The following is a 14,442-nucleotide window of genomic DNA, read 5'->3' on the forward strand; positions in this document are numbered from 1 at the left end:
CCTCTAGGAGCGGGCCAAGTGGCGCATCGTCAGCGCCAGTTGCAGCCGGAACCGGCCCTGCGGGGTGCGCACCGGCCAGCCCAGCAGATGCTCCGCTTGGGCCAGCCGGTCCTGGAGCGTGGAGTGATGGACGTTGATCTCGGCGGCGGCCGCCCGCAGGCTCGTCGTCGAGGCGACGGCGTCCAGCGTCGCGAGCAGCCACGGCGCCGTCGCGGCGGCCACGTCCAGCGCGATGACGTCGGCCGGGGGTTCCGTCCCCGGCCCGACGAGATCGGCGAGCAGCGCCAGACTCCCCAACTCGTCGGCACGCACGACCCGCCGCCCGGGTTCCTCCGCGGTGAACCGCAACGCGGTACGGGCAGCGGCCCAGGACTCATGCAGCCGCAACACGGGGACAGCGGGCCCGACACCCACCCTTCCCGGGGGCAGGGCGGCGGGTCCGGCGCCGGTTCTCGCTGAGGGTGGTACGGCGGCCCCGGCACTGGCCCTCGCTGAGAGTCGTGCGGCTACTCCGGCACTCGTCCTCCCCGCGGCCAGTACGGCAGCCCCGGTCCCAGGTCTGCCCGACCCGGGGAGGGCTGGGTCGGCGCCCGCCGCTGGCTCTGCGGTCGGGACGGCGTGCCCGGCACCCGATGTGTCCGCGGTCGGGACCGATGGCCTGGCGCCGGTCGCCGGCTCTGCGGTTGGGCCGGTATGCCCGGCTCCTGCTCCCTCTTTGGCCGGGACGGCTGGCCCCGCGCCCGCTACCTCTGCGGTCGGGACCAATGGCCCGGCACCAACTCTGCTCGCGGCAAGGGCGGTTGGACCGACGTCGACTCCCTCCGTGGGCGGGAGGTCCGGGCCGGCGCCCGGCCTTTCCGTGGGCGGGAGTGCTGAGCTTGCGTCGCCTGCCGCTGCGGGCGAAACGGGCAGAGCCGGGTCGGCTCCCCCTGCGGGCGGTGCTGCGGGAGCCGCGCCTTCTCTCTCTGCGGGCGGTGCTGACGGAGCTGTGCTCTGCCTGCTGGCGGGCGGTGCTGACGGAGCTGTGCTCTGCCTGCTGGCGGGCGGTGCTGACGGACCCGTGCCCGCCCTCCCCGTGGGCGATACCGCCGCTGCCACGCCCGCTCTCCCCGCTGGAGAAGCGCCCGGGGTCGCGCCCGCTCTCCCCGCGGCCGGCGCTGCTGGAAGCGTGCCCGCTCTCCCCACCGCCGGTGCTGCCGGAGGCGTGCCCGTTCTCCCCGTGGGGGATGCGGTCGGAGTGGGTCCGGTCCTTCCTGTGGGTGGTTCGTTGGCCGGTTCGGCGGCGATGATGCGGGGTGGGCCGTCGGCCGGGGCCAGTGCTCGGGCGAGGGCCGTCGGGTCCAGGCCCAGTCGGCGGGCCGCGTGCAGCCGTGCCGACTCGGGGGCCGTGGCGTCGAGAAGGGTCTCCACCAGGGCGGGATCATCCGCCGGGGCCCGTCCTCGGGTGCGGTCGAGCACGCGTCGTACCGCACCGGCGGCGCGCTCCAGAATCACCGCGTCCACCACGCTGGGCTCCGCCCCTGCCCGCTCCAGCCACAGCGCGGGCACGCCGTCCGGCGACAGCGCGGCGGACGGCCACGCAGGATCCGGCGGCACCTCGGAGTCCCGCCGGGTGCCGTCGACCTCGACCCGCACCCGCACCCGCCGCTCCTCGTCGACGAGCCGCGCCGGCACCCCGGCCAGCACGGCGGCGCCCCGCACCAGCGCCTCCAGCCCGGCCCGCGACTCGGCCAGCCGATCGAAGTAGGCGATCACCTGGACCGCGGCCCCGGCATCGGGGTCCAGCGCGGTCAGCCGCCCGGCCAGCTCTTTCATGGGTCCATGGTGCGGGATGCGAGAGGGGAACGGGGAGGGGTGGGAGGGGAGGGCACATCGCCCCGTCGTCCCTCACCCCCGCCGCTCACCTCCGCCCCTCGCCCTCCATCTCTCAGTTCGCCAGCAACCGTCGCAGCCAGCGCAGCTGAGCCGCCCGCGCCCCCTGGGACAGGGCCGACTGCGGGGCGAAGCCGTCGAAGCCGTGGAAGCCGCCCGGCCAGACGTGCAGCTCCGCCACTCCGCCCGCCTGCCAGATACGGGAGGCGTAGGCGACGACCTCGTCCCGGAAGGTCTCCGCGGAGCCCACGTCGAGGAAGGCGGGCGGCAGGCCGGACAGATCCTCGGCGCGGGCCGGGGCGGCGTACGCGGGGACGTCGGGCCCGCCGCGCAGCTCGCCGAGCAGGGCGGTCCAGCCGGTCTCGTTGGCCGTACGGTCCCAGACCCCGACGCCCGCCATCTGGTGGGCGGACGGGGTGTCGTTGCGGTCGTCGAGCATCGGGCACATCAGGACCTGCCCGATCACCTGCGGACCCTTGCGGTCCCGGGAGAGAAGGGCCAGCGCCGCGCACAGGCCGCCGCCCGCGCTGGCGCCCGCGATGACGATCCGCTCCGGATCGGCACCCAGCTCCGCCGCGTGCTCGGCCGTCCAGACCAGCCCGGCGTACACGTCCTCCACGGGCGCGGGATACGGATGCTCGGGAGCCAGCCGGTACTCGACCGACACCACGACCGCGTCCATCTCCTTCGCCCAGGCCAGCGGGACGTCCACGCCCACCCTGTTGTTGCCGATGACCATGCCGCCGCCGTGGACGTGATAGACGACGGGCCGCGGACCCGCGGTCGGCGGAGCGGCGGGGCGGCAGATCAGGAGTGAGATCTCGGGAGCGTCCTCGGGCCCCGGCACCGTGCGGTCCTCGACCTCGAAGAAGCCGTCGAGGGTGAGGTCCAGCTCGGCCAGCAGCGCGATCCCCGGTCCCTGACGTATCTCGTCGATCTGGTCGAGCGTGAGACCGGGGGAGATCACGTCCTTGATCAGCTCCAGGGCGGCGGCCAGCTCGGGGTCGAACGGCGGCGGGACCAGGCTCATGGCATCTTCTCCTCGAGGGAACACGGCGGCTCGAGTGCCCATCATTCGCCCGTGCCCCTCACCCCGGACGCCGCCGTCCGGCGGAACCTGCCCGCCGAACGGCGGGTGGCACCGGCGTGAACGCCGACCTTGCCAGGTCGTGACCCGTTGTTCACCCTCCGGTGGTGGAAGGCATCAGAACCTGAGACAACGCTGTCAACGCCCCACCGGCGGCCCCACCCGCACCAGGAGTAAGTACGTGAACGTCTCCCTCACCACCTGGCTGGTGACCGTAGCCGCCCTGTGCGCGCTCATCGCGGTCGACTTCTTCATCGGCCGCAAACCGCACGACGTGTCCCTCAAGGAAGCCGGCGTCTGGACCGTCGTATGGGTGCTGCTCGCCTGTCTCTTCGGGATCGGGCTGCTCGTCTTCAGCGGGGGAGGACCGGGCGGGGAGTTCTTCGCGGGCTTCATCACCGAGAAGTCGCTGAGCGTCGACAACCTCTTCGTCTTCGTCCTGATCATGTCCAAGTTCGCGGTGCCCTCGCAGTACCAGCAGCGCGTGCTCATGGTCGGCGTCCTGCTCGCCCTGGTGCTGCGCACCGCCTTCATCGCGGCCGGCGCGGCCATCATCTCCACGTTCTCCTGGGTGTTCTACCTGTTCGGCGCCTTCCTGATCTGGACCGCCTGGAAGCTCGTCCAGGACGCCCGCAAGGGGGGCCACGAGGAGGAGTACGAGGAGAACAAGATGCTCAAGATGGTCGAGGAGCGCTTCGGCGTCGCCGACCGCTATCACGGCACCAAGCTGTGGATCGAGGAGAACGGCAAGCGGGTCATGACCCCGATGCTGGTCGTGATGCTGGCCATCGGCTCCACGGACCTCCTCTTCGCCCTCGACTCCATCCCCGCGATCTACGGGCTCACCGAGGAGCCGTACATCGTCTTCACGGCGAACGCCTTCGCCCTGATGGGCCTGCGCCAGCTGTACTTCCTCATCGGCGGCCTCCTCAAGCGGCTCGTCCACCTCAGCTACGGCCTGTCGATCATCCTCGGCTTCATCGGCGTCAAGCTGCTGCTGCACGCGCTCCACGAGTCCGGCGTGCACGTCCCCGAGATCAGCATCCCCTTCTCGCTCGGCTTCATCGTCCTCGTCCTCGCGGTGACCACGTTCACCAGCCTGCGCGCCTCGAAGAAGCAGGAGAAGCAGGAGGAGCAGTCGCAGCCGGAGGAGACCATCTCCTGACCGCTGTCACCCCTGTCACTGCTGCCACCCCTGTCACCGCTTCCGCGCCGTCGCCGTCGCCGTCACCGCAGCCGCGCCGAACGCCAGCACCGCGCACAGCAGCCAGACCGCCACATAACCCGACTCCGCCGGTCTCCCGTCGCCCCGGCCCCCGCTCGCCGACGCGGCCAGCACGGAGGCCATCACGCCGCCCGCGACCGCACCGCCGAGCGTCTTGACGTTGTTGTACAGGGCGGTCGTCACACCGGTGCGGGAGCGGTCGCTCCCCTCCGCGATCACCGTCGGGATCGCGCCGAGCGCCACCCCCGTGCCGAGCCCCGCGAGCACCTTCGCCGCCGCCAACTGCCACAGCGACTCGTGCAGCAGGGCCGTCACCAGGAAACTCACGCCGATCAGGACGAAGGCGAGGGCCACCGCCGCGACGTAGCCGAGACGGCCCGCGATGCGCGCGGTGAGCGAGGAGGCGATCACCGCCGTCACCGCCGCCGGGAGGGCCACCAGCGAGATCGACAGCGCGGAGAGCCCGAAGCCGTACCCCGTGCGCTCCGGGTGGGCGGCGAGAAACGTGGCCTCGGGCGACTGGCTGCCGAAGTACACGACGCCGAAGGCGAACGCTCCCAGGAAGAACGGCGCCACCCTGCGGTCGGTCAGCGCCCGCACGTCCACCAGCGGCTCCGGCGTCCGCAGTTCGACCACCGTCCACACCCCGCCGAGCAGCACCGCGAGGAGCAGCAGGCCGAGCACCCCGCCGGAGAGCCGGCCGGCGTCCTGCGCGGCGGAGATCCCGGACAGGAGCAGCACCATGGTCAGGCTCAGCAGCGCCGCGCCCGGCCAGTCGAGCCGGCCGCCGGCGGCGCGCGCCGACTCGGGGACGGCGAGGAAGGACACGGGTACACAGGCCACGGCGAGGACGGCGGGGACCAGGAGCGTGGTGCGTACGTCTCCCGTGGCCTCCTGGACCGCCCCCATGACGACGCCGCCGAGCAGGGTGCCGAGGGCCAGCGACCCGACCAGCCGGGCGATCGCGGACCGGGCCGCGTCCATCGGCAGCCGGTCGCGGACCAGGGCGATCTCCAGGGGCAGCAGGGCGGCCAGCGGCCCCATCAGCACCCGGCCCGCCAGCAGTACCGGCCAGGACGGGGCGAACGCCACGAGCAGCGTCCCGGCGGCGACACAGCCGAGGGCGCCGCGCAGCACCCGCCGGTGGCCGTGGAGGTCGCCGAGCCGGCCGAGGACCGGAACGGACACGGCGGCGGCGAGCAGCTGGGCGGAGAGCACCCAGGACAACTGGGCGTCGGGGATGCCGAGTTCACGCCCGATCTCGGGGAGCAGCGGTGCGATGCCGCCCTGGAGGAAGCCGCTGGTCAGCTCGAAGAGGACCAGCAGGCCGACGACGGCGCGCACGGACGCGGACCGCTCGGCCGCAGCGGCGGGAGCCGTGACCTCGGCCGGCTTCACGCGCCCTCCTCGGTGACGGGCTCGGTGACGAACTCGCCGGCGAACTGGAGGCGGCGGGCAGCGAGTTCGGCGAGCAGCACGGCCGCGTCGAGGACGGCGCGATCGTCGAAGACGGCCCGGGGCGAGTGGTTCATCGGGGCGGTCGCCGGGTCGGCGTCCGGCGGACAGGCGCCTACGCCGACGTACGCGCCCGGCACCTCGCGCAGCACGAAGGAGAAGTCCTCCGAACCGGTCAGCGGGCGGGGCGCCTCGAAGGCGCGGTCCGTGCCGAGGAGATCCTGGGCGGTCCGCAGCGCGAACGCGGCCTCGCGCGGGTCGTTGACGGTGACCGGGTAGTTCTCCCGGTAGTCGACGTCGACGTCCACACCGTGCGCGGCGGCGACCCCGCGGACCGTCCGCTCGATCCCGGCCCTGACCCTGGCCTGGGTCTCGGGGGAGAAGGTCCGTACGGTCGCCTCGAACTCGGCGTGTTCGGGGATGACGTTGCCCGCGGAGCCGGCGTGCAGCGAGCCGACGGTCACCACGGCCGGGTCGAAGACGTCGACCGTGCGGGTCACCATCGTCTGCAGGGCCGTCACCATCGCGCACACGGCGGGAACCGGATCCTGCGCGGAGTGCGGGGTCGAGCCGTGGCCTCCCGCGCCGCCGACCCGGACCGTCACCGCGTCGGAGGCCGCGAGCATCGGACCCGGCCGGACGGCCGCGAAACCGGTGGGCAGCAGGGTCGAGGTCACGTGCAGCGCGTACGCCGCCACCACCCGGCCACCGGCCGCGTCGAGGACCCCCTCCTCGATCATCAGGTGGGCACCCCGCATGCCCTCCTCGCCCGGCTGGAACATGAGGACGACATCGCCCGCGAGCTCCTCCCGCCGCGCGGCGAGCAGCTGTGCCGCGCCGACCAGGCCCGCCGTCTGCAGATCGTGCCCGCAGGCATGCATCCGGCCGGGGAACCGCGAGGCGTACGGCAGACCGCTGTCCTCCTGCACGGGCAGGGCGTCCATGTCCCCGCGCAGCAGCACCGCGGGCCCCGGCCGGCCGCCGCGCAGTACGGCCGTCACCGAACTGAGCCCCTTCCCCGGCGTGATCTCCAGAGGGAGACCGGCGAGAGCGTCGAGGACCCTGCGCTGGGTGAGCGGCAGGTCGAGCCCGAGTTCGGGCTCGCGGTGCAGCGCGTGGCGCAGCCGGACGAGGGAGTCTTCGAGAGGGAGGGCGTCGCTGTGCTGGAACATGGCAGGTATGGTGTCGATACCCTCGATCACCGCCGCTCGTGTGCAGGAATCCGCCGTAGGCCGCAGATCGTTTGCAGGAAACAGCCGAACCGGTCAGGTTGAGGAGCGGCCCGTGCTCGACGAACTCGACTACCTTCTCGTCACCGCGCTCCAGATCGCGCCCCGCGCCGACTGGCAGACGATCGGTGACGCCCTCGGCCTCGATGCCTCGACCGTCTCACGCCGGTGGGCGCGGCTGACCCGGGCCGGGCACGCCTGGATCAGCGTGCATCCCGCGGCCCATGCGCACGCACCCTCCGTCGTCGCGTTCATCGAGGTCGACTGCGTGGCCGGCCGGCTCCACGAGGTGGCCGCGCAGATCGCCGAGGAGCCGCACGTGTTCAACCTCGAACACGTCAGCGGCGGCCGGGACCTGCTCGTCACGGCCGTCTTCTCCGACCAGGCCGAACTCGCCCGCTACGTCGGCTTCCGGCTCGGCGCCCTCGACGGGGTGGCTGCCTCCCGCACCCAGGTCGCCACCACCCTGCACACCGAGGGCAGCCGCTGGCGTCTGGACCGGCTCACCGAGGAACAGCGCCGCAGGCTCGCGCCGACGGCGACCGCGGGGGCCCGGCCGCGGGGCGGCGCCCTGCTCCAGGGGCGTGACCTGGAACTCGTACAGGCGCTGAGCGACGATCCCCGGCAGTCCGCCGCCCGGCTCGCCGAACGCACCGGCCTGAGCCCCACCACCGTCCGACGCCGCCTGGACCGACTGGATGCCGAGCACGCCCTCGTCTACCGCTGCGAAGTCGCCCGTACGCTGTCCGGCTGGCCGGTCTCGGTGTCACTGTGGGCCGCCGTACCGCAGAGCCGGGCCCCGCAGCTCGCCGAGCGGATCAGCGGCCTGCGCGAGATCCGGCTCTGCGCCTCCCTGTCCGGGCCGCACAACCTGCTGCTCGCCGCCTGGCTGCGCTCGGTCGACGACATCGCCCCCTTCGAGTCACGGCTCACCGAACGCTTCCCCGAACTCGACGTGGCCGACCGGGCGTTGACCCTGTGGCCGATGAAACTGGGCGGCCACCTCCTCGACCCCAAGGGCCGCCATCTGCGCGCCGTCACCCTCGGTCCCTGGCACGACCCGCACTCCGAAGCGGCCGAAGCGGCCCTCCTGGACCGCCTGCGCACGCCACCCGGGCGGCCACCGGCCGGCCGCAATCCTTGACTTCGAGAACGCTCCAAGTTCTAGCGTCGGCAGGGTCGGGACGGCGAAGGCCGACGAAGGTCGGCGAGAGTCCAGCGGAACGGAGACGCACATGCGGGTCGGCGTGCACATCAACCGGTTCGACCATCCCGGAGGCGGCCCGGCGCTCGCCGCCGAACTGGCCGCGGCGGGCGACGCCGCCGAGGCCGCGGGCCTGAGCTGGCTGTCGGTCATGGACCACTACTTCCAGATGGAGTTCAACGACGGCGCCGAGGACCCGATGCTGGAGGCGTACACGACCCTCGGCTACCTCGCCGCCCGTACCTCCACCGTGCAGCTCGGCGCCCTGGTGACGGGGGTGACGTACCGCCATCCCGGACTGCTCGCCAAGATCGCCACCACCCTGGACGTGCTGTCCGGCGGCCGGGCCACGCTCGGGATCGGCGCGGCCTGGTACGACCGGGAGCACGCGGGTCTCGGCGTGCCGTTCCCGCCCCTCGCCGAGCGCTTCGAGCGGCTGGAGGAGACCCTGCGGATCTGCCTCCAGATGTGGGACCCGGAGGCCAACGGGCCCTTCGAGGGCAAGCACTACCGGCTGTCCGAGACGCTGTGCGTACCGGCTCCGGTCAGCAGCCCGCGCCCCGAGATCATGATCGGCGGTGGCGGTGAGAAGAAGACCCTCCGGCTGGTCGCCCGCCACGGCGACGCCTGCAACCTGTTCACCACCACCCCGGAGGAGGTCGCCCACAAGCTGGAGGTCCTGCGGGGTCACTGCGAGGCCGAGGGCCGCGACTACGACACGATCCGCAAGACCGTCGCCTACTCCGGCGAGCCGCTCGCCACCGGCGACCTCGACGCCTTCACCCGGGACATCACGGGCTACACCAAGCTCGGCATCGAGACGGTGATCCTCTCCCCGCGCACCGGCGAACCGGCGGCGTTCATCGAACGCTTCGCGGCCCCGGCCGTCCAGCGCCTGGCCGGGCTCGACTGAACCTGACGGACTACTACGGGACTGCTACGGACTACTACGGAGTGCTACTGGGCCGGCCCGCTGCGGGAGACGATGCGCGTGCCGCGGTCGTCGACCGTGCGGACCTGCAGGGAACCGCAGCCGCACCGGGTCCACAGGGTCTGGCCCGCGGCGGTCGCGTGCCGGGACACCACCTGGAACGGCTCGGCGTCGTCCGGCCATCCGCAGTGCGGGCAGCCGGTGCGGGTCGTGCTGGTCATGAGAACTCCTCGTACGTCGTGGCCGGTTGGCCGGCGCGGCTGGTGGACCGTCGCGACACGATCCAGGGTGCGGCATCGCTTTCGTACACGTCCAGGTTGACTTTCCGGACGACACCTTGAAGCGTGGGCTTCATGATTGACCTGCGCCGGCTTCACGTCCTGCGGGCGGTCGCCCACTACGGCACGGTCACCGCCGCCGCCCGCGCCCTGCACTTCACCCCGTCCGCGGCCTCCCAGCAGATCCGTCAGCTCGCCCGTGACCTGGGCGTCGACCTCCTGGAACCGCAGGGCCGGGGGGTCCGTCTCACCCCGGCCGCCGAGAGCCTGCTCGCGCACGCCGACGCCATCCAGGCCCGCTGGGAACTAGCCGAGCTCGACCTGCGCGCCCAACGGGACGCCCCGGCGGGACCGTTGCGGGTGAGCGGGTATCCGGTGGCGATCTCGGTGCTGCTGGCGCCGATGGCGGTGCGCCTCCAGGAGCGGTATCCCCGGCTGGCCGTACGCATCCAGGAGGCGGCCGTACCGGAGAGCTTCGACCTGCTCTTCGAGGGCGCCACCGATCTGGCGATCGTCGAGGCGACTCCGCACAACCCGCCGCTGAGCGACGTCCGCTTCGATCAACGACCCCTCCTGGACGACCCGTTCGACCTCGTCGTGCCCGCCGGTCACCCGCTGGCCGACCGGGAGCGCGTCGACCTCGCGGAGGCGGCGCACGAGGACTGGATCGCGCCCATGCCGGAGAGCCCCTGCCACACCCATGTCATCTCGGCCTGCGGCGAGGCCGGGTTCAGCCCCTCGGTGGTCCACCAGGCCGTGGACTGGAACGTCACCGCCCAGCTCGTCGCCCACCGGCTGGGCGTCGCGCTCATCCCACGGTTGGCCCAGCTCACCGCGGACCTGCCGGTCACCCGGGTACCCTGCGCGGGCGATCCGCACCGCAAACTGCTCACCTGCACCCGGCGCGGCGGCCATGAACGACCCGCGGTGGCGGCCGCGTTGGCGGAACTGCGGGACCTGGCCCCGACCGCGGTGGCCTGACCCGCGGAGCGCCGAGGCATACGAAAGGGGCCGGAGCTCCAAGAGCTCCGGCCCCTTTCGAAGACAATCAGGCGGCGACGGTGTCGCCCACGTGCCCGTGCAGACGGGCGATGACCTCGGTCAGCTGCGTGGCGACCTCGGCGTCGTCGGCCGGGTGGGTCTCGGCGAAACGGACCACGGAACCGGGGATGGAGAGCTTGACGTCCTCCAGCACCTTGGCGCCGGCGATGCCCAGGGCCTTGCGGGTCTCGTCCTGCGCCCACACGCCACCGAACTGGCCGAACGCGGTACCGACCACGGCGGCCGGCTTGCCGCCGAAGGCGCCGGCGCCGTAGGGGCGCGACAGCCAGTCGATGGCGTTCTTCAGGACGGCCGGGATGGTGCCGTTGTACTCGGGGACGAAGAGCAGGAAGCCGTCGGCGCCCTGGGCGGTCTCACGCAGCTTCGCGGCGGCGGCCGGGACGCTGCCCTCGACGTCGATGTCCTCGTTGTAGAAGGGGATGTCGGCCAGGCCCTCGTACAGTTCGACCGACGCACCCTCGGGAGCGAACTTGACGGCCGCCTCCGCGAGCTGGCGGTTGTGCGAACCGGCGCGAAGGCTGCCGACGAGCGCAAGGATACGAACAGACATGCTAACTCCAGGGGTGCTGAAACACTGCCGTCACAAATCCGGACCGGGGTCCGTTTAAGGTTCTATCACCCTAACCGGACCGCGGTCCAGTTTCATTCCCGATGCTTTACGCTGGGTTCATGTCCGCCGCCCTGCCGCCCTTCCCGCGGCCTCAAGGTCCCCTGGGTGAGACCGAGTTGTTCCAGCTCGGCCCTCGCGAGGAGGAGCCGTGCCTGCGCGCCGACGCCGCGCGCAACCGCGCCCGGCTGCTGGAGGCCGCCGCCCGGCTGATCGCCGAGCACGGCGCGGCCGGGGTCACCATGGAGGCCGTGGCCGCCGCCGCCCAGGTGGGCAAGGGCACCGTCTTCCGCCGCTTCGGCGACCGGACCGGGCTGCTGATGGCGCTGCTCGACCACTCGGCACAGCAGTTCCAGGCGGACTTCATGAGCGGCCCGCCCCCGCTGGGCCCCGGCGCCCCGCCCCTGGAGCGGTTGCGCGCCTTCGGCGTGGCACTGCTGTACCGCTCGGTGGAGCAGCTGGACCTCCAGCTCGCCGCCGAGCCGGAGCCCACCCGCCGGTTCTCCCACCCGTCCTACCGGGCCCTGGCCATGCACGTCACGATCCTGCTGCGGCAGATCGTCCCGGACGCCGACTGCGAGCTGCTGGCCCGGACGCTCCTCGCGTACCTCGACGCGGCGCAGATCCACCATCTGACCAGGGAGTGCGGGATGCCGATGGAGCGCCTCGAGGCCGGCTGGACCGACCTGGTCGCCCGGGTCACGGGGGCCGCGCCGGCCGCCTGAGCGCCCCGCCGGGAGCCGTCTGCACAGGTTCTGCAAAGATGCCGTACGTCATGGTGCAGATACCGAAAACGCCCGCCCCCGGGGTTCCCGCACCGCGCTCCGTGCCCACGAGCGCCGATGTGGCCCGCCTGGCAGGCGTCTCGCGCGCGACCGTCTCCTACGTCCTGAACAACACCAGCGCCGTCCGGATCAGCGAGCCCACCCGCCGCCGGGTCCACGAGGCCGCCAAGGAGCTGGGGTACGTACCGCACGCGGCCGCCCGCAGCCTGCGCGCCGGACACAGCCGCCTGGTCCTGATGCCCGCCCCGACCATCCCGGTCGGCCAGCTGTACGGCCAGTTCATCAACGAGCTCCAGTGGGCCCTCAGCCGCCTCGACTACACCGTCGTCCAGCACGGCAGCGTCGGACTCCACGGCGACGAGGCCGCCCGTGCCTGGGCCGAGCTGCGGCCTGTCGCCGTGCTGGTGCCCGGCGCCGGACTCGGCCCGAAAGGCGTCGCCGTGCTCAAGCGCTCCGGCGCCCGGGCCGTCGTCACCCTCGGCCCCGAGACCGTCGAGGGCGCCCACGCCCTCCTCATGGACCACGAGGCCGTCGGCCACCGCGCCGGACGCCATCTGTACGAGCGCGGCAGGCGCCGCATCGGTGTCGTCGTCCCCGAGGAGGCGGGCCTGGAGGCCTTCTCCCTGCCCCGCCTCAGCGGGGTGCGCGCCGCCCTGCGCGACACCGACGCCACCGTCACCGACCTGCCCCTGGCCTACACCGAGGAGGCCGGCGCCCGGCTCGCCGCCCGCTGGCGGGAGCTCGGCCTCGACGCGGTGTTCGCGTACAACGACGAGTACGCGATGCTGCTGACGCGCGCCCTGCTCGACGAGGGGATCGACATCCCCGGCGAGACGGCCGTGATCGGCGCCGACGACCTCATGCTCGGCCGGCTCCTGCGGCCCCGGCTCAGCACGGTCCGCCTGGAGCTGCCCTCCGGTCGCGACCTCGCCGAACTCGTCGACCGCGCGGTGCGCGACCCCGCCGCCGCACCCGAGACCCACAAAGTGCTGGAAGCCACGGTGGTGCACCGCGAGTCGAGCTGACAACCTGGGTCGCAGCGACGGGAGGTGGGCCCATGCGCACGACGGTCGGCATCATCGGCGGCGGCCCCGCCGGACTGCTCCTGGCCCGCCTGCTGCACCGCGCGGGCGTCGACTGCGTCGTCCTGGAGGCGCGCACCCGGGACTACGTCGAGCAGCGCCAGCGTGCCGGAATGCTGGAGCAGGGCACGGTCGACGCCCTGCGCGAGTGCGGCGCGGTCGAGCGGCTGACCGCGCAGGGCCTGGTCCACCAGGGCATCGAGCTGCGCTTCGACCGGGAACGCCACCACCTCGACTTCCCGGTCCTCACCGGCGGCCGTACGGTCACGATCTACGCCCAGACCGAGATCGTCAAAGACCTCGTCGCCCTTCAACTGGCTGATGGGCCACCGCTGTTGTTCGAGGCGGAGGCGCTCGCCATCGAGAGGCCGGAGACCGAGGCGCCCGTCGTACGGTTCCTGCACGAGGGGAGCGAGCAGACCCTGGACTGCGACTGGGTCGTGGGCTGCGACGGCTTCCACGGCATCGCCCGCGACACCTTCCCGGCCGGGACCGGACGGACGTACGCCCACGACTACCCGTACTCCTGGCTCGGGATCCTCGCCGATGTCGCCCCGTCCTGCGACGAGTTGATCTACGCGCGCGGCGAGGGCGGCTTCGCCCTGCACAGCATGCGCTCACCGCAGGTGTCCCGGCTCTACCTCCAGGTGCCCAACGGCACCGACCCCGGCGACTGGTCGGACGACCGCGTCTGGGACGAACTCGCCGCCCGCTTCGCCATCGACGCCGACTGGACGTTGAACCGCGGCCCGATCACCGCCAAGTCCGTGACGCCGATGCGCAGTCACGTCCACGAGCCGATGCGCCACGGGCGCCTCCTGCTCGCCGGTGACGCCGCGCACATCGTCCCGCCGACCGGCGCCAAGGGCCTCAACCTCGCGGTCTCCGACGTCCGTCTGCTCGCCCGCGCCTTCGCCGGGCTGCGCCGCACCGGCTCCGAGCAACTCCTCGACCGCTACTCCGCGTCATGCCTCGCCCGGGTCTGGCAGGCCACCCGGTTCTCCTACGACATGACGACGATGCTGCACACCCGCCCCGACGCCGACCCCTTCGACCACCGGCTCCAGCTCGCCCGGCTGCGACGGATCACGTCCTCCCGCCACGCGGCCGCCGAACTGGCCGCGCACTACACGGGACTTCCCCTGGAGTGGTGAGCACCCCAGGGCAAGTCCCCTGGCATTACTGGCCGTTCTGCTCCGCGCTCGCCTGCTGCTCCTCGACCGCCTTGCGGACCTCGTCCATGTCCAGCCTGCGGGCCTGCCCGATCACATCCGTCAGCGCGGCCTCCGGGAGGGCGCCCGGCTGCGCGAACACGGCCACCCGGTCACGGACGATCATCAGCGTCGGAATCGACTGGATACCGAAGGCGGCGGCCAGCTCCGGCTGCGCCTCGGTGTCGACCTTGCCGAAGACAAGGTCCGGGTTCTCCTCGGCCGCCTTGTCGTAGACCGGCGCGAACTGACGGCACGGCCCGCACCAGGACGCCCAGAAGTCGATCAGGACGAAGTCGTTGTCCGTGACCGTCTGGTCGAAGTTCTCCTTGGTGAGCTCCACGGTCTTGCTCATGGCGTGCATCCCTCTTCCTGGTGTGGGGGCCTAGCCATGCGCACAAACACGGCCTGCCG

At 72.6% G+C, this 14,442-nt stretch carries 14 protein-coding genes and 1 pseudogene; 7 read left to right on the top strand and 8 right to left on the bottom strand.

The annotated features are described in order from the left end of the window. Window positions 1-3: 3 nt before the first annotated feature. The 3 genes and pseudogenes from OG885_RS40270 to OG885_RS40280 form a co-directional block, all read right to left on the bottom strand. Entirely contained in the window at window positions 4-912 is a 909-nt protein-coding gene (locus tag OG885_RS40270; RefSeq protein ID WP_405743105.1) for a helix-turn-helix domain-containing protein, read from the bottom strand. Window positions 913-1,224: 312 nt separating this feature from the next. Beyond that, window positions 1,225-1,815: pseudogene (locus OG885_RS40275) on the bottom strand (PucR family transcriptional regulator); the annotation flags it as partial. A 112-nt stretch (window positions 1,816-1,927) separates the two neighbouring features. Then, window positions 1,928-2,902 carry an alpha/beta hydrolase gene (locus OG885_RS40280; protein ID WP_405740844.1) on the bottom strand — a complete coding sequence of 325 codons (975 nt, stop codon included), beginning with the start codon at window positions 2,900-2,902 and terminating at the stop codon, window positions 1,928-1,930. Window positions 2,903-3,140: 238 nt separating this feature from the next. On the opposite strand from OG885_RS40280, the gene OG885_RS40285 reads away from it, so the two are divergent. Continuing rightward, window positions 3,141-4,124 carry a TerC family protein gene (locus tag OG885_RS40285; RefSeq protein WP_405740847.1) on the top strand — a complete coding sequence of 328 codons (984 nt, stop codon included), beginning with the start codon at window positions 3,141-3,143 and terminating at the stop codon, window positions 4,122-4,124. Between the two features lie 33 nt (window positions 4,125-4,157). Here the strand turns inward: OG885_RS40285 and OG885_RS40290 are convergent, their stop codons facing one another. Further along, on the bottom strand, window positions 4,158-5,582 hold the full coding sequence (locus OG885_RS40290; protein WP_405740850.1) for an MFS transporter: 1,425 nt from the start codon (window positions 5,580-5,582) through the stop codon (window positions 4,158-4,160). Then, on the bottom strand, window positions 5,579-6,811 hold the full coding sequence (locus OG885_RS40295; RefSeq protein ID WP_405740852.1) for a M20 family metallopeptidase: 1,233 nt from the start codon (window positions 6,809-6,811) through the stop codon (window positions 5,579-5,581). The genes OG885_RS40290 and OG885_RS40295 overlap by 4 nt, the downstream gene beginning before the upstream one ends. A gap of 112 nt (window positions 6,812-6,923) precedes the next feature. Here OG885_RS40295 and OG885_RS40300 point away from each other — a divergent pair, with 112 nt between their 5' ends. Both OG885_RS40300 and OG885_RS40305 read left to right on the top strand, forming a co-directional pair. Continuing rightward, window positions 6,924-8,012 carry an Lrp/AsnC family transcriptional regulator gene (locus tag OG885_RS40300; RefSeq protein ID WP_405740854.1) on the top strand — a complete coding sequence of 363 codons (1,089 nt, stop codon included), beginning with the start codon at window positions 6,924-6,926 and terminating at the stop codon, window positions 8,010-8,012. A 91-nt stretch (window positions 8,013-8,103) separates the two neighbouring features. Continuing rightward, window positions 8,104-8,985 carry an LLM class F420-dependent oxidoreductase gene (locus OG885_RS40305; RefSeq protein ID WP_405740857.1) on the top strand — a complete coding sequence of 294 codons (882 nt, stop codon included), beginning with the start codon at window positions 8,104-8,106 and terminating at the stop codon, window positions 8,983-8,985. A 44-nt stretch (window positions 8,986-9,029) separates the two neighbouring features. Here OG885_RS40305 and OG885_RS40310 read toward each other — a convergent pair whose 3' ends face one another. After that, the gene (locus OG885_RS40310) at window positions 9,030-9,224 is read right to left on the bottom strand and encodes a hypothetical protein (RefSeq protein WP_405740860.1); all 195 of its coding nucleotides are present in this window, start codon (window positions 9,222-9,224) and stop codon (window positions 9,030-9,032) included. Between the two features lie 132 nt (window positions 9,225-9,356). Between OG885_RS40310 and OG885_RS40315 the strand changes: the two genes are divergently transcribed. Next, window positions 9,357-10,262 carry a LysR family transcriptional regulator gene (locus OG885_RS40315; protein ID WP_405740862.1) on the top strand — a complete coding sequence of 302 codons (906 nt, stop codon included), beginning with the start codon at window positions 9,357-9,359 and terminating at the stop codon, window positions 10,260-10,262. Window positions 10,263-10,329: 67 nt separating this feature from the next. Here the strand turns inward: OG885_RS40315 and OG885_RS40320 are convergent, their stop codons facing one another. Further along, complete coding sequence (locus tag OG885_RS40320) at window positions 10,330-10,893, bottom strand: NAD(P)H-dependent oxidoreductase (protein ID WP_405740865.1); 564 nt, start codon at window positions 10,891-10,893, stop codon at window positions 10,330-10,332. Window positions 10,894-10,994: 101 nt separating this feature from the next. Between OG885_RS40320 and OG885_RS40325 the strand changes: the two genes are divergently transcribed. The 3 genes from OG885_RS40325 to OG885_RS40335 are packed head-to-tail and all read left to right on the top strand — an operon-like array spanning window position 10,995 to window position 13,971. After that, on the top strand, window positions 10,995-11,675 hold the full coding sequence (locus tag OG885_RS40325) for a TetR/AcrR family transcriptional regulator (RefSeq protein WP_405740868.1): 681 nt from the start codon (window positions 10,995-10,997) through the stop codon (window positions 11,673-11,675). A 38-nt stretch (window positions 11,676-11,713) separates the two neighbouring features. Further along, on the top strand, window positions 11,714-12,760 hold the full coding sequence (locus tag OG885_RS40330) for a LacI family DNA-binding transcriptional regulator (RefSeq protein WP_405740871.1): 1,047 nt from the start codon (window positions 11,714-11,716) through the stop codon (window positions 12,758-12,760). A gap of 32 nt (window positions 12,761-12,792) precedes the next feature. Continuing rightward, window positions 12,793-13,971, top strand: a complete 1,179-nt coding sequence (locus OG885_RS40335; protein ID WP_405740874.1) for a 4-hydroxybenzoate 3-monooxygenase — start codon at window positions 12,793-12,795, stop codon at window positions 13,969-13,971. Window positions 13,972-13,996: 25 nt separating this feature from the next. Here OG885_RS40335 and trxA read toward each other — a convergent pair whose 3' ends face one another. Beyond that, a complete protein-coding gene (gene trxA, locus OG885_RS40340; RefSeq protein WP_405740877.1) occupies window positions 13,997-14,383 on the bottom strand; it encodes a thioredoxin in 387 nt (128 codons plus the stop codon). Window positions 14,384-14,442: the final 59 nt, after the last annotated feature.

Source organism: Streptomyces sp. NBC_00028, from assembly GCF_045041065.1.
In the GTDB taxonomy this organism is placed as follows: domain Bacteria; phylum Actinomycetota; class Actinomycetes; order Streptomycetales; family Streptomycetaceae; genus Streptomyces.

Excerpts from the sequence above, each read along its gene's own strand:
- OG885_RS40335 (WP_405740874.1), top strand. The coding sequence starts at position 12,793 with ATGCGCACGACGGTCGGCATCATCGGCGGCGGCCCCGCCGGACTGCTC.
- OG885_RS40305 (WP_405740857.1), top strand. The coding sequence starts at position 8,104 with ATGCGGGTCGGCGTGCACATCAACCGGTTCGACCATCCCGGAGGCGGC.
- OG885_RS40295 (WP_405740852.1), bottom strand. The coding sequence starts at position 6,811 with ATGTTCCAGCACAGCGACGCCCTCCCTCTCGAAGACTCCCTCGTCCGG.
- OG885_RS40325 (WP_405740868.1), top strand. The coding sequence starts at position 10,995 with ATGCTTTACGCTGGGTTCATGTCCGCCGCCCTGCCGCCCTTCCCGCGG.
- OG885_RS40315 (WP_405740862.1), top strand. The coding sequence starts at position 9,357 with ATGATTGACCTGCGCCGGCTTCACGTCCTGCGGGCGGTCGCCCACTAC.
- OG885_RS40280 (WP_405740844.1), bottom strand. The coding sequence starts at position 2,902 with ATGAGCCTGGTCCCGCCGCCGTTCGACCCCGAGCTGGCCGCCGCCCTG.
- OG885_RS40320 (WP_405740865.1), bottom strand. The coding sequence starts at position 10,893 with ATGTCTGTTCGTATCCTTGCGCTCGTCGGCAGCCTTCGCGCCGGTTCG.
- trxA (WP_405740877.1), bottom strand. The coding sequence starts at position 14,383 with ATGAGCAAGACCGTGGAGCTCACCAAGGAGAACTTCGACCAGACGGTC.
- OG885_RS40330 (WP_405740871.1), top strand. The coding sequence starts at position 11,714 with ATGCCGTACGTCATGGTGCAGATACCGAAAACGCCCGCCCCCGGGGTT.
- OG885_RS40310 (WP_405740860.1), bottom strand. The coding sequence starts at position 9,224 with ATGACCAGCACGACCCGCACCGGCTGCCCGCACTGCGGATGGCCGGAC.